The organism is Franconibacter pulveris, from assembly GCF_056780215.1.
Genome location: NZ_CM165555.1, coordinates 4,080,211 through 4,099,987, shown reverse-complemented (window position 1 = coordinate 4,099,987; position 19,777 = coordinate 4,080,211). Strand labels below are relative to the sequence as shown.

At 57.8% G+C, this 19,777-nt stretch carries 21 protein-coding genes; 11 read left to right on the top strand and 10 right to left on the bottom strand.

The features are described 5' to 3' along the window. The first annotated feature begins 13 nt into the window (after positions 1-13). The 5 genes from pnp to mtr all read left to right on the top strand — a co-directional run bounded on the left by pnp (position 14) and on the right by mtr (position 6,642). Positions 14-2,152 (top strand): polyribonucleotide nucleotidyltransferase, encoded by a 2,139-nt coding sequence (pnp, locus tag ACU4F7_RS19315; RefSeq protein WP_024559296.1) that lies wholly within the window; start codon positions 14-16, stop codon positions 2,150-2,152. 116 nt (positions 2,153-2,268) lie between these two features. Next, entirely contained in the window at positions 2,269-3,153 is an 885-nt protein-coding gene (gene nlpI, locus ACU4F7_RS19310; RefSeq protein ID WP_481637585.1) for a lipoprotein NlpI, read from the top strand. 107 nt (positions 3,154-3,260) lie between these two features. Then, the gene (gene yrbN, locus ACU4F7_RS19305) at positions 3,261-3,341 is read left to right on the top strand and encodes a protein YrbN (RefSeq protein WP_125454242.1); all 81 of its coding nucleotides are present in this window, start codon (positions 3,261-3,263) and stop codon (positions 3,339-3,341) included. After that, positions 3,334-5,253, top strand: a complete 1,920-nt coding sequence (locus ACU4F7_RS19300; protein WP_029590323.1) for a DEAD/DEAH family ATP-dependent RNA helicase — start codon at positions 3,334-3,336, stop codon at positions 5,251-5,253. The genes yrbN and ACU4F7_RS19300 overlap by 8 nt, the downstream gene beginning before the upstream one ends. Positions 5,254-5,397: 144 nt before the next feature. Continuing rightward, positions 5,398-6,642: a tryptophan permease gene (gene mtr / locus ACU4F7_RS19295; RefSeq protein ID WP_029590325.1), complete on the top strand. Its 1,245-nt coding sequence runs from the start codon at positions 5,398-5,400 to the stop codon at positions 6,640-6,642. Positions 6,643-6,675: 33 nt separating this feature from the next. Here mtr and ACU4F7_RS19290 read toward each other — a convergent pair whose 3' ends face one another. The 3 genes from ACU4F7_RS19290 to ubiU form a co-directional block, all read right to left on the bottom strand. Continuing rightward, positions 6,676-7,683: a luciferase-like monooxygenase gene (locus ACU4F7_RS19290; RefSeq protein ID WP_481637584.1), complete on the bottom strand. Its 1,008-nt coding sequence runs from the start codon at positions 7,681-7,683 to the stop codon at positions 6,676-6,678. A gap of 151 nt (positions 7,684-7,834) precedes the next feature. Beyond that, entirely contained in the window at positions 7,835-8,713 is an 879-nt protein-coding gene (locus ACU4F7_RS19285) for a U32 family peptidase (RefSeq protein ID WP_029590328.1), read from the bottom strand. Between the two features lie 10 nt (positions 8,714-8,723). Then, positions 8,724-9,719, bottom strand: a complete 996-nt coding sequence (gene ubiU, locus ACU4F7_RS19280) for a ubiquinone anaerobic biosynthesis protein UbiU (RefSeq protein ID WP_481637583.1) — start codon at positions 9,717-9,719, stop codon at positions 8,724-8,726. Between the two features lie 226 nt (positions 9,720-9,945). Here ubiU and ubiT point away from each other — a divergent pair, with 226 nt between their 5' ends. Both ubiT and ACU4F7_RS19270 read left to right on the top strand, forming a co-directional pair. Further along, positions 9,946-10,470 carry a ubiquinone anaerobic biosynthesis accessory factor UbiT gene (gene ubiT / locus ACU4F7_RS19275; protein WP_481637582.1) on the top strand — a complete coding sequence of 175 codons (525 nt, stop codon included), beginning with the start codon at positions 9,946-9,948 and terminating at the stop codon, positions 10,468-10,470. Beyond that, positions 10,464-10,967, top strand: a complete 504-nt coding sequence (locus tag ACU4F7_RS19270) for a GNAT family N-acetyltransferase (protein ID WP_481637581.1) — start codon at positions 10,464-10,466, stop codon at positions 10,965-10,967. Before ubiT ends, ACU4F7_RS19270 begins: the two co-directional genes overlap by 7 nt. Here ACU4F7_RS19270 and ACU4F7_RS19265 read toward each other — a convergent pair. Next, positions 10,964-11,257, bottom strand: coding sequence for a GIY-YIG nuclease family protein (locus tag ACU4F7_RS19265; RefSeq protein WP_029590334.1), 294 nt, complete (start codon positions 11,255-11,257; stop codon positions 10,964-10,966). The two genes, ACU4F7_RS19270 and ACU4F7_RS19265, sit on opposite strands and share 4 nt — an antisense overlap. Positions 11,258-11,347: 90 nt before the next feature. On the opposite strand from ACU4F7_RS19265, the gene ACU4F7_RS19260 reads away from it, so the two are divergent. After that, complete coding sequence (locus ACU4F7_RS19260; protein ID WP_481637580.1) at positions 11,348-11,794, top strand: YhbP family protein; 447 nt, start codon at positions 11,348-11,350, stop codon at positions 11,792-11,794. Here ACU4F7_RS19260 and ACU4F7_RS19255 read toward each other — a convergent pair. Beyond that, positions 11,774-12,292, bottom strand: a complete 519-nt coding sequence (locus ACU4F7_RS19255) for a type 1 glutamine amidotransferase domain-containing protein (protein ID WP_029590336.1) — start codon at positions 12,290-12,292, stop codon at positions 11,774-11,776. The genes ACU4F7_RS19260 and ACU4F7_RS19255 overlap by 21 nt on opposite strands. 140 nt (positions 12,293-12,432) lie before the next feature. Between ACU4F7_RS19255 and ACU4F7_RS19250 the strand changes: the two genes are divergently transcribed. Both ACU4F7_RS19250 and ACU4F7_RS19245 read left to right on the top strand, forming a co-directional pair. Next, entirely contained in the window at positions 12,433-13,083 is a 651-nt protein-coding gene (locus tag ACU4F7_RS19250) for an NAD-dependent epimerase/dehydratase family protein (RefSeq protein WP_029590337.1), read from the top strand. 75 nt (positions 13,084-13,158) lie between these two features. Beyond that, positions 13,159-14,196 (top strand): permease, encoded by a 1,038-nt coding sequence (locus ACU4F7_RS19245; protein WP_481637579.1) that lies wholly within the window; start codon positions 13,159-13,161, stop codon positions 14,194-14,196. Between the two features lie 45 nt (positions 14,197-14,241). On the opposite strand, the gene dolP is transcribed toward ACU4F7_RS19245, so the two are convergent. Genes dolP through ACU4F7_RS19225 form a run of 4 tightly spaced genes read right to left on the bottom strand, consistent with a single transcriptional unit; the run spans position 14,242 to position 17,924 of the window. Beyond that, on the bottom strand, positions 14,242-14,817 hold the full coding sequence (dolP, locus tag ACU4F7_RS19240; protein ID WP_024559310.1) for a division/outer membrane stress-associated lipid-binding lipoprotein: 576 nt from the start codon (positions 14,815-14,817) through the stop codon (positions 14,242-14,244). 9 nt (positions 14,818-14,826) lie between these two features. Then, positions 14,827-15,417, bottom strand: a complete 591-nt coding sequence (diaA, locus tag ACU4F7_RS19235) for a DnaA initiator-associating protein DiaA (RefSeq protein WP_024559311.1) — start codon at positions 15,415-15,417, stop codon at positions 14,827-14,829. Positions 15,418-15,441: 24 nt separating this feature from the next. Beyond that, on the bottom strand, positions 15,442-15,837 hold the full coding sequence (locus ACU4F7_RS19230) for a YraN family protein (RefSeq protein WP_029590339.1): 396 nt from the start codon (positions 15,835-15,837) through the stop codon (positions 15,442-15,444). Further along, positions 15,795-17,924 (bottom strand): penicillin-binding protein activator, encoded by a 2,130-nt coding sequence (locus ACU4F7_RS19225; RefSeq protein ID WP_481637578.1) that lies wholly within the window; start codon positions 17,922-17,924, stop codon positions 15,795-15,797. Before ACU4F7_RS19225 ends, ACU4F7_RS19230 begins: the two co-directional genes overlap by 43 nt. Positions 17,925-17,988: 64 nt before the next feature. On the opposite strand from ACU4F7_RS19225, the gene rsmI reads away from it, so the two are divergent. After that, positions 17,989-18,849, top strand: a complete 861-nt coding sequence (gene rsmI, locus ACU4F7_RS19220) for a 16S rRNA (cytidine(1402)-2'-O)-methyltransferase (RefSeq protein WP_029590341.1) — start codon at positions 17,989-17,991, stop codon at positions 18,847-18,849. Between the two features lie 63 nt (positions 18,850-18,912). Here rsmI and ACU4F7_RS19215 read toward each other — a convergent pair whose 3' ends face one another. Then, positions 18,913-19,686, bottom strand: a complete 774-nt coding sequence (locus ACU4F7_RS19215) for a DeoR/GlpR family DNA-binding transcription regulator (protein ID WP_481637577.1) — start codon at positions 19,684-19,686, stop codon at positions 18,913-18,915. Between the last annotated feature and the right edge of the window lie 91 nt (positions 19,687-19,777).

Sequence of the window (19,777 nt, the reverse complement as noted above, 5' to 3'; positions counted from 1 at the left end):
AAAGGGTATAATTTTGCTTAATCCGATCGTTCGTAAATTCCAGTATGGTCAGCATACCGTCACGCTTGAAACCGGTATGATGGCCCGCCAGGCGACAGCCGCCGTTATGGCGAGCATGGACGACACTGCGGTATTCGTTACCGTTGTCGGCGCCAAAAAAGCCAAACCCGGTCAGGATTTCTTCCCGCTGACCATCAACTATCAGGAACGCACCTACGCTGCAGGCCGTATCCCTGGCGGTTTCTTCCGTCGTGAGGGTCGTCCGAGCGAAGGCGAAACGCTGATCGCGCGCCTGATTGACCGCCCGCTTCGCCCGCTGTTCCCGGAAGGGTTCGTTAACGAAGTTCAGGTCATCGCGACCGTCGTCTCTGTTAACCCGCAGGTTAACCCGGACATCGTAGCGATGATTGGCGCGTCCGCCGCGCTGTCGCTCTCCGGCATTCCGTTCAACGGCCCGATTGGCGCCGCTCGCGTTGGTTATATCAACGATCAGTATGTGCTGAACCCAACCCAGGAAGAGCTGAAGTCCAGCAAACTGGATCTGGTTGTTGCCGGTACTGAAAGCGCCGTGCTGATGGTGGAATCCGAAGCTGAACTGCTGAGCGAAGACCAGATGCTGGGCGCGGTGGTATATGGCCACGATCAGCAGCAGGTTGTGATTCAGAACATCAACGACCTGGTGAAAGAAGCGGGTAAACCGCGTTGGGACTGGCAGCCGGAAGCGGCTAACGAAGCGCTGAATGCGCGCGTTGCAGCCCTGGCGGAGTCGCGTCTGAGCGACGCTTACCGCATCATCGACAAGCAAGAACGTTACGGCCAGATTGACGCTATCAAAGCGGACGTTATCGCTACGCTGCAGGCTGAGCAGCCGGAAGGCGAACAGCTTGACGAGAACGAGCTGGGCGACATCCTGCACGCTATCGAGAAAAACGTCGTGCGCTCTCGCGTGCTGGCTGGCGAACCGCGTATCGACGGTCGTGAAAAAGATATGATTCGTGGCCTGGATGTGCGTACTGGCGTACTGCCGCGTACTCACGGCTCTGCGCTGTTCACCCGTGGCGAAACGCAGGCTTTGGTTACCGCAACCCTGGGTACCGAGCGCGACGCGCAGAACATCGATGAGCTGATGGGCGAGCGTACCGACCGCTTCCTGTTCCACTACAACTTCCCTCCGTATTCTGTGGGCGAAACCGGTATGGTGGGCTCACCGAAGCGTCGTGAAATTGGTCACGGTCGTCTGGCGAAGCGCGGCGTGCTGGCGGTTATGCCTGCGGCGGACCGTTTCCCGTACACCGTACGCGTAGTGTCTGAAATCACCGAGTCTAACGGCTCTTCCTCCATGGCTTCCGTATGTGGCGCTTCTCTGGCGCTGATGGACGCAGGCGTGCCGATTAAAGCGGCCGTTGCGGGCATCGCGATGGGTCTGGTGAAAGAAGGCGACAACTTTGTCGTGCTGTCTGACATCCTGGGCGATGAAGACCACCTTGGCGATATGGACTTTAAAGTTGCGGGCTCTCGTGAAGGTATCACTGCGCTGCAGATGGATATCAAAATCGAAGGCATCACTAAAGAGATCATGCAGGTTGCACTGAACCAGGCTAAGGGCGCGCGTCTGCACATCCTCGGCGTAATGGAACAGGCAATCAACGCGCCGCGTGGCGATATCTCTCAGTTCGCACCGCGTATTCACACTATTAAGATTAACCCGGACAAGATCAAAGACGTGATCGGCAAGGGCGGTTCTGTGATTCGCGCGCTGACTGAAGAGACCGGCACCACCATCGAAATTGAAGATGACGGTACCGTGAAGATCGCAGCGACCGACGGTGAAAAAGCGAAGCATGCTATTCGTCGTATTGAAGAGATCACGGCTGAAATCGAAGTGGGCCGCGTCTACAACGGTAAAGTGACCCGTATCGTCGACTTTGGCGCTTTTGTCGCTATCGGCGGCGGCAAAGAAGGTCTGGTACACATCTCTCAAATCGCAGACAAGCGTGTTGAGAAAGTGACTGACTACCTGCAGATGGGTCAGGAAGTTCCGGTTAAAGTACTGGAAGTTGACCGTCAGGGCCGTGTTCGTTTAAGCATTAAAGAAGCAACTGAGCAGACTCAGGAAGCCGCTGCAGCACCGACTGCGCCGGAAGCCGAATAAGGTTTGCCATTTAGCTCTCCGCAGCGATGCGGAGAGCTGTTTGTTACCGGGCAGGACGCCTTGTTTGCAGCCGGGGGACAGGACGTTCATCCAATTGTTGTCTTCGGGAGTAGGAAATGAAGCCTTTTTTGCGCTGGTGTTTCGTTGCGACAGCTCTAACGCTGGCAGGATGCAGCAACTCTGCCTGGCGTAAGAGCGAAGTCCTCGCGGTGCCATTGCAACCGACATTGCAGCAAGAAGTCATCCTGGCCCGTATGGAACAGATACTCGCAAGTCGGGCTTTAACCGATGATGAACGCGCACAGCTTTTATATGAGCGCGGAGTGTTGTATGATAGTCTCGGTTTGAGAGCACTGGCGCGGAACGATTTTTCGCAAGCGCTGGCTATCCGACCGGATATGCCTGAAGTATTCAACTACTTAGGCATTTATTTAACGCAGGCAGGCAATTTTGATGCTGCCTATGAAGCGTTTGATTCTGTACTTGAGCTTGATCCAACTTACAACTACGCGCATTTAAATCGCGGTATCGCCCTCTATTACGGCGGACGTTACCGGTTAGCGCAAGATGATCTGCTGGCGTTTTATCAAGACGATCCCAATGATCCTTTCCGTAGTCTGTGGCTCTTCCTTGCTGAAAGCAAAATGGATGAGAAACAGGCTAAAGCCGCGTTGCAACAGCGTCTGGATAAATCGGATAGAGAACAGTGGGGATGGAACATCGTCGAATTCTACCTTGGCACCATTAGCGAAAAGACGTTGATGGAGCGCCTGAAGGCAGACGCAACGGATAACACCTCGCTCGCTGAGCATCTCAGTGAAACCAACTTCTATTTAGGTAAGTACTACCTAAGTCTGGGGGATAAGGACAGCGCCACGGCACTGTTCAAGTTAGCGGTTGCTAACAACGTACACAATTTCGTTGAGCACCGTTATGCATTGTTGGAATTAGCGCTCTTGGGCCAGGAGCAAGAAGACCTGGCAGAATCGGACCAGCAATAGCTGACGGACATCTATCAGCCCAAACATTTTTTAATGTCATCACCTTCGCGGGTGAGGGCTTTTTTGTTCCGTTAAACCATCTACTTTGAGCCGGTTCACACTTTTCAATGAAATTTGCTGATCAATTTCACGATGAGTTATGTAGACTGGCCGCCATTGATATTGAGGCACTCGTACTACATGGCTGAATTCGAAACCACTTTTGCAGATCTGGGCCTGAAGGCTCCTATCCTTGAAGCCCTTAACGATCTGGGTTACGAAAAACCATCCCCGATCCAGGCAGAATGTATTCCGCATCTGCTTTCTGGTCGTGACGTCCTGGGCATGGCCCAGACCGGTAGCGGCAAAACCGCAGCGTTCTCGCTGCCGCTGCTTAACAACATCGATCCGGACCTGCGCGCGCCGCAGATCCTCGTACTGGCTCCGACCCGTGAACTGGCTGTTCAGGTTGCGGAAGCTATGACTGAATTCTCTAAACACATGCGTGGCGTAAACGTCCTGGCCCTCTATGGCGGTCAGCGTTACGACGTGCAGCTGCGCGCCCTGCGTCAGGGACCGCAGATTGTTGTCGGTACCCCGGGGCGTCTGCTTGACCACCTCAAACGCGGTACCCTGGACCTCTCTCGCCTGAGCGGTCTGGTTCTGGATGAAGCTGACGAAATGCTGCGCATGGGCTTCATCGAAGACGTTGAAACCATTATGGCTGAGATCCCGGAAGGTCATCAGACCGCGCTGTTCTCCGCCACCATGCCGGAAGCTATCCGTCGCATTACCCGTCGCTTTATGAAAGAGCCGCAGGAAGTGCGCATTCAGTCCAGCGTCACCACGCGCCCGGACATCAGCCAGAGCTACTGGTCTGTTTACGGCATGCGTAAAAACGAAGCGCTGGTGCGTTTCCTCGAAGCAGAAGATTTTGATGCGGCGATTATCTTCGTGCGCACTAAAAACGCGACGCTGGAAGTGTCCGAAGCGCTGGAGCGCAGCGGTTACAACAGCGCGGCGCTGAACGGCGACATGAACCAGGCGCTGCGCGAGCAGACGCTGGAGCGCCTGAAGGATGGCCGTCTCGATATTCTGATCGCAACCGACGTGGCTGCTCGCGGTCTGGATGTTGAACGTATCAGCCTCGTTGTGAACTACGATATTCCGATGGATTCGGAATCTTACGTTCACCGTATCGGCCGTACCGGTCGTGCTGGTCGCGCTGGCCGCGCGCTGCTGTTCGTTGAGAACCGCGAGCGTCGTCTGCTGCGCAACATCGAGCGCACCATGAAGCTGACCATTCCGGAAGTGGAACTGCCGAACGCAGAACTGCTGGGCAAACGTCGTCTGGAAAAATTCGCCGCTAAAGTTCAGCAGCAGCTGGAAAGCAGCGATCTGGACCAGTACCGTGGCCTGCTGGCGCAAATTCAGCCGAGCGCTGAAGGCGAAGAGCTGGACATCGAAACGCTGGCTGCTGCGCTGCTGAAAATGGCGCAGGGCGAACGTCCGCTGATCCTGCCGCCGGATGCGCCGATGCGTCCTAAGCGTGAATTCCGCGAGCGTGACGATCGTTTTGAGCGCCGTGGCGAACGCGGTGAGCGTGGCGAACGTAGCGACCGTCCGAAACGCGAGCGTCGCGATGCTGGCGAAATGGAACTCTACCGCATTGAAGTGGGTCGCGATGATGGCGTTGAAGTTCGTCATATCGTTGGCGCTATCGCTAACGAAGGCGACATCAGCAGCCGTTACATCGGTAACATTAAGCTGTTTGCTTCGCACTCCACTATCGAACTGCCGAAAGGCATGCCGACTGAGGTTCTGCAGCACTTCACCCGCACGCGTATTCTCAATAAGCCGATGAATATGCAACTGATGGGCGATGCGCAACCGCGCGGCGAACGTCGTCCGGGCGGTCGCAGCTTTGGCGGCGAAGGTCGCGAAGGCGGTCGCGGTGAAGGCCGTCGCTTTGGCGGCGAACGTCGCGAAGGCGGCAACGGCCGTTTTGCCGGTGAACGTCGCGAAGGCGGCCGTTTCAGCGGTGAGCGTCGTGAAGGCAGCCGCGGTCCGCGTCGCGAAGAGGGCGCCACCACGGGTCGCCGTCGTTTCGGCGACGCATAAGGCCAGTCGTTAAGCGCGTCTGACAAAGCGTAAAGTAAATAAGACAGCCCCGGTCAAAACGATCGGGGCTTTTTTTATCCGCTCCGTACTCATGTACTGGTACAATGCTGCATGCAATTTTGCCGTTCAGTTACAGGAATACCCATGTCGACTCTTGCTACCACTCGCGCCACGCCCTCTATCTGGGGCGGCGTTATTATCATCGCTGGCACCATTATTGGCGCAGGCATGTTTTCTTTGCCGGTAGTGATGTCGGGCGCATGGTTTTTCTGGTCGCTGCTGGCGCTGGGCTTCACCTGGTTTTGTATGCTGCACTCCGGGTTGATGCTGCTTGAGGCGAACCTTAACTATCGTATCGGGGCAAGCTTCGACACGATGACGAAAGACTTGCTCGGCAAAGGGTGGAACGTCATCAACGGCGCTTCGGTCGCCTTCGTGCTTTATATCCTGACCTATGCCTACATCTCCGCCAGTGGATCGATTATTCAGCATACGCTGGGTGAAATGGCGATAGCGTTTCCGGCGCGGATGGCGGGGCTTTTGTTCGCGCTGGCGGTGGCGTTTATTGTCTGGCTGTCGACCCGCGCGGTAAGCCGGATGACGGCCATTGTGCTTGGCGCGAAGGTCATCACTTTCTTTCTCACATTCGGCAGTCTGCTGGGGCACGTTCAGCCCGCTGTGCTGTTTAATACCGCCGAAGCGCACGCCAGCTACACGCCATATCTGCTGATGACGCTGCCGTTCTGTCTGGCCTCGTTCGGCTATCATGGCAACGTGCCCAGCCTGATGAAATATTATGGGAAAGATCCGCGCACGATTGTTCGCTGTCTGACGGGCGGCACGCTGATTGCGCTGGGGCTGTATGTGGTCTGGCTGCTGGCGACCATGGGTAATATTCCGCGCCCCGGGTTTATCGCCATTGCGCAGCAGGGCGGCAATATCGACGTGCTGGTCGGGGCGTTAAGCGGCGTGCTGCACAGCCGTTCGCTGGACCTGTTGCTGATTGTTTTTTCTAACTTTGCCGTCGCCAGCTCGTTCCTGGGCGTTACGCTTGGGCTGTTTGACTATCTGGCGGATCTGTTTGGTTTCGATGATTCGCCGCGAGGGCGTTTTAAGACGGTGCTGCTGACTTTCGCGCCGCCGATGCTGGGCGGGCTTATCTGGCCGAATGGTTTCTTATATGCCATTGGTTATGCGGGGCTGGCGGCGACTGTCTGGGCCGCTATTGTGCCTGCGCTGCTTGCTAACGCGTCTCGTAAGCGTTTTGGCAGCCCCCATTTTCGCGTGTGGGGCGGCAAGGGAATGATAATGCTTATCCTGCTTTTCGGCGTAGGCAATGCGATGGTGCATCTGCTTTCAAGCTTTAATCTACTGCCGGTCTATCAGTAAAAAAAGAGGCGGGAAAACCGCCTCTTTTGCGTTTTACAGGAGTTCTTCGCGAACCTGCATCGCCAGGTCGAACGAGTGCAGTCGCGCGTCGTGATCGAAGATCTGGCCGTTGACCATGATCTCGTCCGCTTCGGTCTCCCGCAGCACGGAAAGCAGGCCGTGGCGAACTTTTGCTTTATCGCCCACCAGCGACATACCGAGCGCCTGTTGCACGCCGTACTGCTCGGCAGGGCTCCAGAAGCCGTCCATGCTTTCAATCGGCGGCGGCAGCTGGCCCGTTTCGCCGCGACGCAGCTTCACAAACGCCTGCTGCATCGAGGTGAAGAGAAACTCCGCATCCCGGTTGCTGTCAGCGGCGACAATGTTAATGCACACGGTGGCGTACGGTTTTTCCAGTCGCTCTGAAGGCTTGAAGTGAGTGCGGTAGAGGTGCAGCGCCTGGAGGAGCATATCCGGCGCGAAGTGCGAAGCGAAGGCGAAAGGCAGGCCCATTTGCGCAGCCAGCTGTGCGCTGTAAAGGCTTGAACCCAGCAACCAGACGGGAATTTTCGAGCCGTAGCCCGGCACCGGACGCACAGCCGGGTTCGGGTCGCGAGCGTCAAACCACTCCACCAGCTCATTTACATCCCGTGGGAAATTATCGATATCGGCGCTCATATGGCGGCGCAGCGCCATCATGGTGCGCTGGTCGCTTCCTGGCGCGCGGCCCAGCCCCAGCTCAATGCGGCCCGGATAGAGCGCATTCAGCGTGCCGAACTGCTCGGCAATCACCAGCGGCGCATGGTTCGGCAGCATGACGCCGCCGGAGCCCAGACGCAGCGTTTGGGTATTCGCCGCCAGGTAGCCTATCAGCACCGAGGTGGCGGCGCTGGCGATGCCGGTCATATTGTGGTGTTCCGCCAGCCAGTAGCGGTGATAGCCGCGCTTTTCAGCGAGGCGGGCTAAATCCAGCGAATGGCGAAAAGCGTCCTGCGCGGTGGACCCCTGCGGGATCGGCGCGAGATCCAGCACCGAGAAGGGCACTACAGATTTATCAGACATAACGGCTCACTTTGTTACAGCATAGTCATCAGATTGAAGGTCTTCTTCCAGCCTGGCTGCCGGAGCGGATTTGTCCAGCGAGCCGCCAGAAAGCTGTACTTTAATACTGCAGTAAAAACCGCCGATCGTTGTTAACAAAGCGAGCCTTTTCTCAGGGCTGCAGCGCCAGCCCGGCGAGACGTTTCCAGTAGCCGTTGCAGTCGTTCTGTTCGGTCAGCGGCAGCGGCGCCGCGCCCGACTCGTTGGCGCGGAATGCGTCTATCATTGCCAGCGTCTCATGCCCCATCGGCGAAAGCCGCACCATGTCCACCAGCCCTTGCATGGAAGCAAGTTCATTGCCCAGGTTGTAGACGTAGCCGCTCATGGTCTGAATGCCGTTGAGCACGAACACCTGCTGGTTTTCCTGAGAATCAACGCGACGTCCCTGCGGATACTTGATGCAGCAGGTTTCGCACTCATCTTTCGGCCGGTCTTCCGAGCGGGCGGTAAAACAGCGGGCGGAGTAAGCGAGCGGCAGATGGCCGTAGCTTAAGACCTCGACCTCGAACTGGTGACGAATGCCCAGCTCATCGCACTGCCGGAGCACGTTGCTGAGCCAGTCGCGGGAAAGTTCGACTGGCATACACCAGCGCACCATGCCCTGTTTTCGCAGCAGGCGCAGGGTAACGGCGTTGTAGCAGTTAAGCGCATGCCCGGCGACAAACGGCAATTTGCGCTCGGCGGCGAGATTAACCGCGCCCAGGTCGTTGGCTTCAATCAGAAATTCGCCGTTATCCACGTAGCGCCTCAGCTCGTTGAGCTCAGACGGCGCCTGCACCAGCGCAAGGGTGGAAAGCACCACCTGTTTGCCGCTGGCGGCGAGCGTTTTCGCCATGGCCAGCCAGTCGCCTGCTTTGGTTTCACGACGCTTGCTGCAGACCGCTTCCCCCAGATAAATAACGTCGGCGCTGCTTTGCGCCGCCGCCTGATAAAAACTCTCCAGTGTCGCTTTCGGCCAGTAGTAAAGCACCGGCCCTAAGGAATATTGCATTACGGCTCCTTTACTGCCATTTACGGTGATAAGCGCCAAGGGTGGTCTGCGCGCCTTCCGCCATTGCGCCCAGCGCGTCCATCCATGCCTGCTGCGGGACGTAGTTGCGCGGGTCCGCCTTGCAGCTATCAATAGCCTGACGCCATACTTTCGCCACCTGGCTAACATAAGCCGGGCTGCGCTGGCGGCCTTCGATTTTCACCGACGCGATGTTCGCGGCGAGCAGCTCCGGCAGCAGCTCAAGCGTATTGAGGCTGGTGGGTTCTTCCAGCGTGTGATATCGCTGGCCGTCTACCAGATAACGGCCTTTGCACAGGGTTGGATAGCCCGCGTTTTCCTCTTCCTGATAGCGGTCGATCAGTACGTCGTTCAGACGAGATTCCAGCCCCAGAGGGGTCTGCTGCCAGCGGACAAATTTCGCCGGCGAGCAGGCGCCTACGGTGTTGGGCGACTCGCCGGTCAGCCATGAGGAGAGATAGCAGCGGCCTTCTGCCATAATACAGAGGCTGCCGAAGGCGAAGACTTCCAGCGGCACGGGGGTAACGCGCGCCAGCTGTTTCACCTGATGAATGGAAAGCACGCGCGGCAGCACAACGCGCGCCACGTCAAAGTGGCGATGATAAAAGCGAATCGCTTCTTCGTTAGTGGCGGAAGCCTGTACGGACACGTGGCGCTCAACGTGGGGATAGCGCGTGGCGGCGTATTCCAGCATCGCGATATCCGCGAGGATCAGCGCGTCGGCGCCCAGCTGCGCGGCCATATCCACCGCGCGTTCCCAGCGGGCGTAGCCGTCCGGATGCGCAAAGGTGTTGATAGCGATATGCAGCTTGCGGCGATGCTGATGCACAAAGCTCACCGCCTCCTGTAACTTTTTCTCGGTGAAATTGAGCCCGGCGAAGTGGCGGGCGTTAGTATCATCTTTCAGGCCGATATAAACCGCATCCGCGCCGTTTTCAATGGCCGCCTTGAGGGCCGGAAGGTTGCCGGCAGGGCAAAGCAATTCCATAGGATTTCCTGACCAGTAGGATGGCTGCTGAGGTGCAGCAAAATTGTTAATGAAGCGGGATTTTAGTTAACCTGCCTGCGACAATTTTTGATTTGAGGCAGTTAAAGGCGTATTGATGGCATCTATAAATGGGTACGCAAACCCGTGGAAAGCTTGATTTGAGCCGCTATGTCACCTGCCTGATATGGCACAATGAACGGGACTTTTTTATCAAGGAGTAAAGCTCGTGTTGGATATACTGCGTTCGCGCCTGGTTCAGCTTGGCCCTTCTGTGATGAGAACGCCGGTGAGACTGGCGCCCTTTGCCCTCAAGCGTCAGGTGCTGGAGCAACTGCTGGGCTGGCAGTTTCGTCAGGCGCTGGAAGATGGCGAACTGGACTTCCTGGAATCGCGCTGGCTTGGCATCGAGGTGCGGGATATCGGCCTGACATGGTATACCTCCGTGGAAGACAACAAGCTTATTGTGCGCCAGGAGGCTGAAGCGGATGTGACGTTCCGCGCCGATGCCGCCGATTTGCTGATGATAGCCGCCCGCAAGCAGGATCCGGATACGCTCTTTTTCCAGCGTCGTCTGGTCATTGAAGGCGATACCGAGCTTGGGCTTTACGTCAAAAATCTGATGGACGCCATCGACCTGGACGCGATGCCGAAGCCGCTGCGCGTCACGCTGCTGCAACTGGCGGATTTCGTTGAGGCCGGGCTTAACACCCCGCCGCAAACAAATGTAACTTCCATAGGTGAGCCATGCTGATTCGTGTAGAAATTCCCATCGACGCGCCGGGCATCGACGCACTGCTGAAACGCGCCTTTAAAGGCGATAAAGAGGCGGAGCTGGTGCGCGAGTTGCGTGAAGATGGCCAGCTGACGCTGGGCCTTGTCGCTACTGATGACGAAGGGCAGGTCGTCGGCTATGTCGCCTTCAGCCCGGTGACGGTAGAGGGCGAAGAGCTACAGTGGGTCGGGCTGGCGCCGCTGGCGGTGGATGAAGCCTGGCGAGGGCAGGGCATTGGTCGCCAGCTGGTTTATGAAGGACTCGACTCGCTCAATGAATTTGGCTACGCGGCGGCCGTCGCGCTTGGCGACCCGGCGTTTTATAACCACTTAGGCTTTGAACCTGCCGCCCGCTACGGCCTGCACTGCCGCTGGCCTGGCGCCGAAGCCGCTTTCCAGGTGCATCGTCTTGCGGATGATGCGCTCAACGGCGTGAGCGGCCTTGTGGAATACCACGCGCATTTTAACCGTTTCTAATCGGCTGGCGTCTGCAGCTCTGGCAGCAGCGCCTCAAACGCCACGCTTCCCGCGACAAGCGCCTCTTTCTGGCGCTTGGTCAGTTGCTTAATGCGATACTCCGCGCGCAGCGCCTGCGAACGGTCGCCTACGAGGACGCTAAACACCAGCGTCAGCTCGCCTTTACCGCGCAATGCCTTCGCCCCTTTGCCCGCCTGATGCTGCGTAAAGCGGCGCGCGACATCCGTTGTGATGCCGGTATAGAGGCGGTTATCCGCCGTACGAATCAGATAAAGAAACCAGAACGTCATAATAGTGCGAGAGAGTCACCGTGCCCGCACCTTACCACGCTTTGCTGTGGTAGTCTTTCTGCCATCATGCGAACAATGCAGGAGAAGCGTATGGATGCCCTTGAGGCCATAAGCCGCTGGCTAACAAAGCAGCACGTGGTGACGTACTGCGTGGGTCGGGAAGACGATTTATGGTGCGCAAACGCCTTTTACGTTTACGACAGCGAGCGGGTAGCGTTTTATCTGTTAAGCGATGAAAAGACGCGACACGGCCAACTGGCGGGCGCCCGAGCGCGTGTGGCGGGCACGGTAAACGGCCAGCCTAAAACCGTGGCGCTGATTCGCGGCGTGCAGTTTCGCGGGGAGCTGCGACGGGTAGAAAAGCCGGAAAGCGAGGCGTGGCGTGAACGCTATAACCGCCGCTTCCCGGTCGCCAGAGTGATGTCATCCCCGCTATGGGAAATCCGTCTTGATGAGATAAAGTTTACCGACAACACTCTGGGCTTTGGCAAAAAGCTTCACTGGTTGCGGGAGCCGTCAGGCCCCGAGCAGGCGTAAGGCCTCACGGTTAAAGGCGGGCAGGTCGTCCGGCGTACGGCTGGTGACCAGTTGGTCTTTATCCACCACGACTTCCTGGTCAAAGAACTCTGCGCCCGCGTTTTTCACATCCACCACAATGGGCTTCACCGCAGTGAGCTTACGCCCGCGGATCACATCTGCGCTGATAAGCAACTGCGGGCCGTGGCAGATAGCGAAAACCGGCTTGCCGGTATTGACGAAATCACGGGTAAACGTGACAAAACGGTCATCGCCGCGCAGGGAGTCCGGCGAGTGGCCGCCTGGCAGCAGCAACGCGTCAAAATCCGCCGGGCGGACTTCATCGATCGCTTTATCGATGCTCACGGTCGCTTCGCCCTGTTTGCCGGTTATCGTTTTACCCGCCTCTTTCTCAATGGTGATAACTTCGTGTCCCGCTTTGCGGAACTCTGCTGCCGGAGAAGTGAATTCCGAATCTTCAAACTCGTCGGTGATCAAGACTGCAATCTTCTTGCTCATAGTTCCTCCGTTCTTATTCCAGATGTCAGTAGCTTAGTGGTCGTTTTCACCGCAGATGGTGAATACTTAAAGCACGGACTATTAAGCCTGGTAGAAGGGCGCGACATTGCAAGGCAGAGAATTCTGCAAAGGGGGAAGAGATGAGCCGAGTGTTGATTACCGGAGCGACCGGGTTGGTGGGCGGTTACCTGCTGCGAATGCTTGTGGAGGAGCCGCGCGTTACCCAAATCATCGCCGCCACGCGCCGTCCGCTGCCGCCGATGCGTAAAGTGCTCAATCCTCACGACCCGCAACTGACCGACGTGCTGACGCAGCTCACCGACCCGGTGGATATCGTCTTTTGCTGCCTCGGCACTACCCGGCGCGAAGCGGGCAGCAGAGAGGCGTTCGTGCTTGCCGACTATACGCTGGTGGTGGATACCGGCATCGCCGGGCTGCGCCAGGGCGCGAAGCATATGCTGGTGGTCAGTTCCGTCGGCGCCAATGCCCAGTCGCCATTTTTCTACAACCGGGTAAAAGGCAAAATGGAAGAGGCGCTGAAAGCGCAGCGCTGGCCGCGCCTCACTATCGCCCGGCCTTCGCTATTGCTGGGTCACCGGGAGAAACAGCGTCTGAATGAATCGCTTTTTTCGCCCCTTTTTCGCGTACTGCCGGGACGATGGCGGGCGATTCACGCACGCGATGTCGCGCGGGCTATGTTGAGTGAAGCGCTGTCGCCGGGGCACAGCGACGTCACCATTCTTGATTCCGGTCAATTGCGTGAGAAAGCCGAACAATCATCCATCTATTGAGCTTTCCCAACCCGCGCCGCGGGCGTAGTATTGACGCCGCTTATTTAACCTCGTCTTAAATTCCAGAGGAATGCTATGGCTGGTCAGTCTTCGTCTCTGGCGCTGAAACCTCACGCCTTGTGGAAACCTGCGCTTTTCTTTCTCGTGCTGATTGTGGGTTTATGGTACGTAAAATGGCAGCCCTATTACGGCAAAGCCTTTACCGCGGCCCAAACGCACAGCATCGGCAAATCGCTGCTGGCGCAGCCGGAAACCAACCCGCTATGGGCGGCGCTGGATTATGCGCTGGTCTATTTTCTTGCGGTCTGGAAGGCGGCGGTGCTGGGCGTGCTGCTTGGCTCGCTGATTCAGGTGCTTATTCCGCGCGACTGGCTGATGCGCACGTTAGGGCAGGCCCGTTTTCGCGGTACGCTTATCGGCACGCTTTTCTCGCTGCCTGGCATGATGTGTACCTGCTGCGCAGCGCCCGTGGCGGCGGGGATGCGCCGACAGTCGGTTTCCATTGGCGGCGCGCTGGCCTTCTGGCTGGGCAACCCGCTGCTGAACCCGGCTACGCTTGTGTTTATGGGCTTCGTGCTGGGCTGGCATTTTGCATTGGTGCGTTTGCTGGCGGGGCTGGTGACGGTGGTGGGCGTCGCCTGGCTGGTGCAGCGCTGGGTTAAAGATAATGGCGCCCCAACGCTGCCGCTGCCTGAGTCGCAGCCGCAGCCGCAAGGTGCGTTTCTGGCCCGCTGGGGCAAGGCGCTGTGGACGCTCTTCTGGAATACCATCCCGGTCTATGTGCTGGCGGTACTGGCGCTGGGGGCGGCGCGCGTCTGGCTTTTCCCGCACGCGGACGGCGACGTGGGCAACACGCTGTTGTGGGTTATCGCCATGGCGATCGTCGGCTGCCTGTTTGTCATTCCGACCGCGGCGGAAATTCCGATTGTGCAGACCATGATGCTGGCGGGAATGGGCGTCGCCCCTGCGCTGGCGCTGCTGATGACGCTGCCTGCCGTCAGCCTGCCTTCGCTCATTATGTTGCGTAAGGCATTCCCGACGAAAGCGCTGTGGCTTACCGGAGCGCTGGTGATTTGTTCAGGCGTAATCGTGGGGACGCTGGCGCTGCTGTAGGTTTTGCTGTGGCCCTCTCCCGGGCGGGAGAGGGCTGAAGCGCAGCTATTTAATGTAGGTAAAAGCGGTGGTGACGTGCTTAACGCCGCTTACGCGACTGGCGGTATCCGCCGCGGCTCGCCCTTCACGCTCGGTCACCAGGCCAAGCAGGAACACCTCGCCATTTTCCGTGGTCACTTTTACGTTCGACGATTTCACCTGATCGCTCGCCAGCAGTTGGGAGCGGACTTTGGTGGTAATCCAGGTATCCGTTGAGGCGGTACCGAGGCTAATCGGCTGGCCGTTGCGGATCTCGTTATAGACTTCTGTTGTGCCTTCAACGCCCATCGCTATCTGTTTAGCGCGGGAAGCGAGCTCGGTGTTCGGCGTCTGGCCAGTCAACAGGACTTTGCCCTGATAGGCGGTGACCTTCACGCGAGCTTCTTTTTTCAACTGCTCGTCTTTATCCAGCGCGCTGTTTACGCGCAGCTCCAGCGTGCCGTCATCCACTTGCGTGCCTACCGTACGCGGGTCGGTGGCGGCTTTGGTTCCCACGGCGGCCGTACCCACTACCGCTGCAGCGATGCAGCCCTGCAACAGTAACGCGGTGATAATGACAGCGAGGGGCTTAATAGCCTTCATGAGTGCTCCTTAGTCATCCTGGTGTGGAAAAAGCGTGTTATCGATGAGATCGCATAAGCAGTTCACCGTCAGCATATGCATTTCCTGTATGCGCGCGCTGCGATGGGAAGGGATGCGAATTTCCACATCCTGCGGGCCAAGCAGACCCGCCAGCTCGCCGCCGTCGTAACCCGTGAGGGCGACGATGGTCATATCGCGCGTGACCGCCGCCTCGACGGCTTTGACGATATCCCGGCTGTTGCCGCGGGTGGAAATAGCCAGTAAAACGTCGCCAGCGTGCCCCAGTGCGCGCACCTGCTTGGCATACACCTCATCGTGCAGCCTGTCGTTAGCGATAGCCGTTAAGACCACGTTATCGGTATTAAGTGCAATAGCGGGCAAGCTTGGGCGCTCGGTTTCGAAGCGATTGATCATGCTGGCAGCAAAATGCTGTGCGTTGGCGGCGGAAGTGCCGTTGCCACAACAGAGAATTTTGTTGCCGTTCAGCAGCGACTGAACCAGCGTCATGGCCGCACGGGAAATGGCATCCGGGAGCGCCTCTGCGGCTGCTATCTGAGTTTGAATGCTTTCCGTAAAGCAAACTTTGATTCTTTCGAGCACGATTATCCTTTGCATTACGTCGTGTTAGGAGTGGCTGGAAAACGCGTCTACAATCCACTCGATTTCATTGCCGGTGAAGGCTAACACATCAAACCGGCAATCCACAGTATCAAAACTCGCATTATGGCGGGCGAGCCACAAGCGAGCAGTTTGTAATAATTTCTGTTGCTTGTTACGGGTGACGCTGGCGGCGGCCCCGCCGAACAGAGAGGATTTACGATAGCGCACCTCCACAAACACCGTGACGTGTTGCTGGCGCATTATCAGGTCTATCTCGCCGCAGCGCTCGCGGACATTGGCTGCGACGAAGCGCAGCCCCTGGCGTTCAAGCCACTGACGCGCCCGGTTTTCCCAGTGCGCGCCTGCGGTCTGTCGGTTTAGTTGACCGGAACGATTTGTCCTTGCTGGTATTTGAGCCACATTAACTTCCTGTTAATGACGCAATCCTGATTTGCCGTGAGCGCGCCGGTATTGCCGTTGATCTGGAATCCGGGCACCTGGCGCATTTGCGAGAAGTGATTAGCCAGCGACCATGCATCCACGCCCATGGCGTAAAGGCGCGCCAGCGAGTAATCGTTGTTGACGCTGGAAAGCGCCTGCTGCTGCAGCGACGGGTTGCCGCCCGCGAGCATCGGGATTTCGCTATATTGCAGCCCTTCCATTTCCAGACGGAAATCGGGGCCAGCGCTGCTCTGGGCGCTGCGGGAGCTGGCATAAAGCGCCGCGCCGCCGTGACTGCCGTTGCGCATGGCGATCATCGGTTTGATCAGGGCGACTTCATCCTTCGTGGCGACGATATAGACAGCGTCCACATTGCCGCTGCTGCCGGCGGTAATCTGAGCATCCGTCGGCGGCGCCGGGATAGTCAGGCCGCCGATAGTAACGCCCTGCTGTTGCGGCAGGCTGGTGGTCACAGGGCTGCCGGTCAGCGCAATGCCGGAGCCGCCGTTGATGTTCATTTTCAGTTCCGCGACAGAGCCGAATTTCTGCTGCAGCACCGTGCCGCCGCCCAAATGCTGCCATTGCGCGGCGAAAGCGTTGGTGACGCGGTCGCCCAGCGCGCTTTGCGGCACCAGCACCAGCGGCGCGCGATGGCCTTCTTGCCAGATATGGTTGGCGGCGTCGCGAGCTTCATCTTCCGGGGAAAGCGCGAAGTAACAGATGTTGGCGCGGTTTTGCACCGACTCCGGCTGGTTAAGCGCCAGTACATTCAGCGGCGTGTTGCTGCGGATAACTTCATCCACTTTATCCTTCAGCAGCGGGCCGACTACGATGCTTGCGCCATCCTGCTGTACTTGATTGAGGATTTGAGTAAGCGGCTGCGAGCTGGTGTCGTAAACCTTCAGCTCTGCCGAAGGGTTAGCTGGCGTTGACGCTGCGGTTTGCTGCGGCGAAGGTTGCCCGCCAGTGCTAACCTGCTGCTGAGCTTCTGTTGCAGGCTGCCCTTGCGCGGCTGGCTGCTCTGCGCCCGGGCCGGGTTCAAGCGCAGGTTGTTCGGCGGCAGGCTCATTCGTTAAATCGTTAACTGGCGCGCTGGCCGGGCTTGCAACGGCACCGGCCGCGGCAGGGGTTGCCTGAGGCGTGGAAACAGACGCGGGTTGCGCTGCAGGCGGCTGGGACTGCGCAGGCGCGCCAACCGGCGCGGCGCCTGCGTTTTTCGCTGCTTCAAAGCCTTGCTGGATGGCGCGGCCAAAGACAGCAGCCTGGCCGTTCAGCGGCAGCAGCAGCGCGATTTTTTCGGTAGAGGCGGGTTTGAAGTTCTCTACATTCGCCAGTTGGGTTGGCAGCATCTTCGCGCCTGGGTTTTGCGGATAGCGGGTTTGCCAGTCTTTAATGCCCGCCTTCATCATGTTCGGATCGTTGCGGTTATCAAACCAGACGCGCTGTAAGTCGAGCCAGCCTTGCAGCGTATTCTCATCGGCATTAATCACCAGCGCGCGCGCTTGTTCGGGAGTCATTTGAGACAGCGCCTGCCAGGTGGCGTCGATATTCTTCTGCTTATCCGCGCCCTGAAGCAGCGGCTCCTGGGCTATCAGCGCGCGCAGCAGGGCGAGAGAAGGGCGGCCCTGACTGACGGTAATTTGCGCCTGGTAGTAACGCGCCTGCTGCGATGGGTTAAGGTCAGCCGGGTTGAGGTTGCCCAGCAGCGTGCTGGCGGCGGCGAAATCTTGCTGAGCGACTTTAAGCTCCACCGCCAGCAAAGCCTGTTCGCGGCCCTGTTCGTCGGTCAGCGTCTGGGGCAACTGGTTAAACAGCTCCAGCGCATGTTGGCTTTTGCCCTCTTTAAGCAGGGCACGTATGGCGAGTAATTGCCAGTTGGTCTTGCTATCATCTGTGCTCTGCTGCATTTGATGCAGGTAGTAGCCAGAATCCGCCTGCGTTTCCCCCTGCATATGCGCGGCGGTTTGATCCGGCGTCTGGGTGCCGCAGCCTGCAAAAAACAACGCTGCCAGCACAACGGGCAGGCAGCGCGCGGCCTTCGAACGAACAAATTTAGACGGTACCATACTGTATCCAGTGAGTTTTTTTATCGCTAATGTTCAATTTTAAATCGGCAATACGGACTAAACAATGAAACAACACGATTCGGCGGAGAATTCTCAAGGCCAGCTCTATATTGTCCCGACGCCAATCGGCAATCTCGGCGACATTACGCAACGCGCCCTGACTGTGTTGCAATCCGTCGATCTGATTGCCGCAGAAGATACTCGTCATACCGGCCTGCTGTTACAGCATTTTGCGATTAATGCGCGCCTGTTCGCACTCCACGACCACAATGAGCAGCAAAAGGCGGAAACGCTGATAGCGAAATTGCGTGAAGGGCAGGCTATCGCGCTGGTTTCCGACGCCGGAACGCCGCTGATTAACGACCCGGGCTACCATCTTGTGCGCGCCTGCCGCGAAGCGGGGATCCGCGTCGTGCCGCTGCCGGGACCCTGTGCGGCTATCGCCGCGCTTTCCGCCGCCGGCCTCCCTTCCGATCGCTTTTGCTATGAAGGCTTTCTGCCTGCAAAACCAAAAGGCCGCCGCGATGCGCTGAAAGCGCTTGAGCAGGAGCCGCGCACCCTGATCTTCTACGAATCCACCCATCGCCTGCTGGACAGCCTGCAGGATCTGCGCGACGTATTGGGGGAGAACCGTTACGTGGTGCTCGCCCGCGAACTCACTAAAACCTGGGAGTCGATTCACGGCGCGCCGGCGGGGGAGCTGCTCGCCTGGGTGCGGGAAGATGAAAACCGCCGTAAGGGTGAAATGGTGCTGATTGTTGAAGGATTTAAAGCGCAGGAAGAAGAACTTCCCGCCGACGCGCTGCGCACCCTGGCGCTGCTTCAGGCCGAACTGCCACTAAAAAAAGCCGCTGCGCTGGCCGCGGAGATTCACGGCGTGAAGAAAAACGCGCTTTACAAGTACGCACTGGAGCAGCAGGAGTAATCCTCTGCCCGCACAAGCCGCCGCGTAGCGCCCGCAACGCGGCGGCGGTAAAAGCGTAACGAGTTACACGATTTTCAGTTCAACGCCGGTTTTCTTCAGCGCAGCTTTATCTTTTTCACTGATGCCTTCATCGGTAATAACGCAATCAATCTCCTCCATCGGCAGCACCTGATTAAACCCTCGACGGTTAAACTTGGTGGCGTCCAGTACAGCAATGACTTTATGGGCGGCGGCAGCCATCGCACCGCTGATAGAGTAGCCTTCATTAAAGGTCGTGATGCCGTTGGCGGCGTCGATGCCGTCAGCGCCCACGAACATCAGGTCGGCGCTGATGCCCTGCAAGGAAAGCTGCGCGATAGTGCCATGCATAGAGAGCGTTTTATGCCGCACGGTGCCGCCGCAGACCACCAGCGTAATGTCCTTGTTATTGGCGAGGAGAGAGGCTGCTGGCAGGCTATTCGTAATCACGGTGATATTGGCCATTTTCACCAGCTCTCCGGCAATCAGCAGCGTCGTGCTGCCGCTGTCGAGTATCACTGTCATTCCTTCGTTGATCAGGGCGGCAGCGGCGTGCGCAATGCGTTTTTTCGGGTCGCTCGCCAGCTGGTAACGCTCTTCCAGCTTCACTTCCTGGTTCTCGCTTTCTGCCAGATTGCTGCCAGGCTTCGCCGCGCCGCCGTGAAAGCGCGTCACCAGCCCTTTTTCTTCGAGAAAGCGCAGGTCGGCGCGAATAGTCACTTCAGAAATGCCAAAAGCATTCGAAAGATCCAGCACCATAACGCTACCTTGCGCATTCACCAGATCGATAATTTTGTTCCTTCGCTCAAAAGAGTTCATATTGATTTGCCTGATAATTAACTGTTATCAGTGTAATCGAAGGCATGCGAAAGATGAACGCCTAATCCCGAAAGCAAATGTGAGCCAGCTC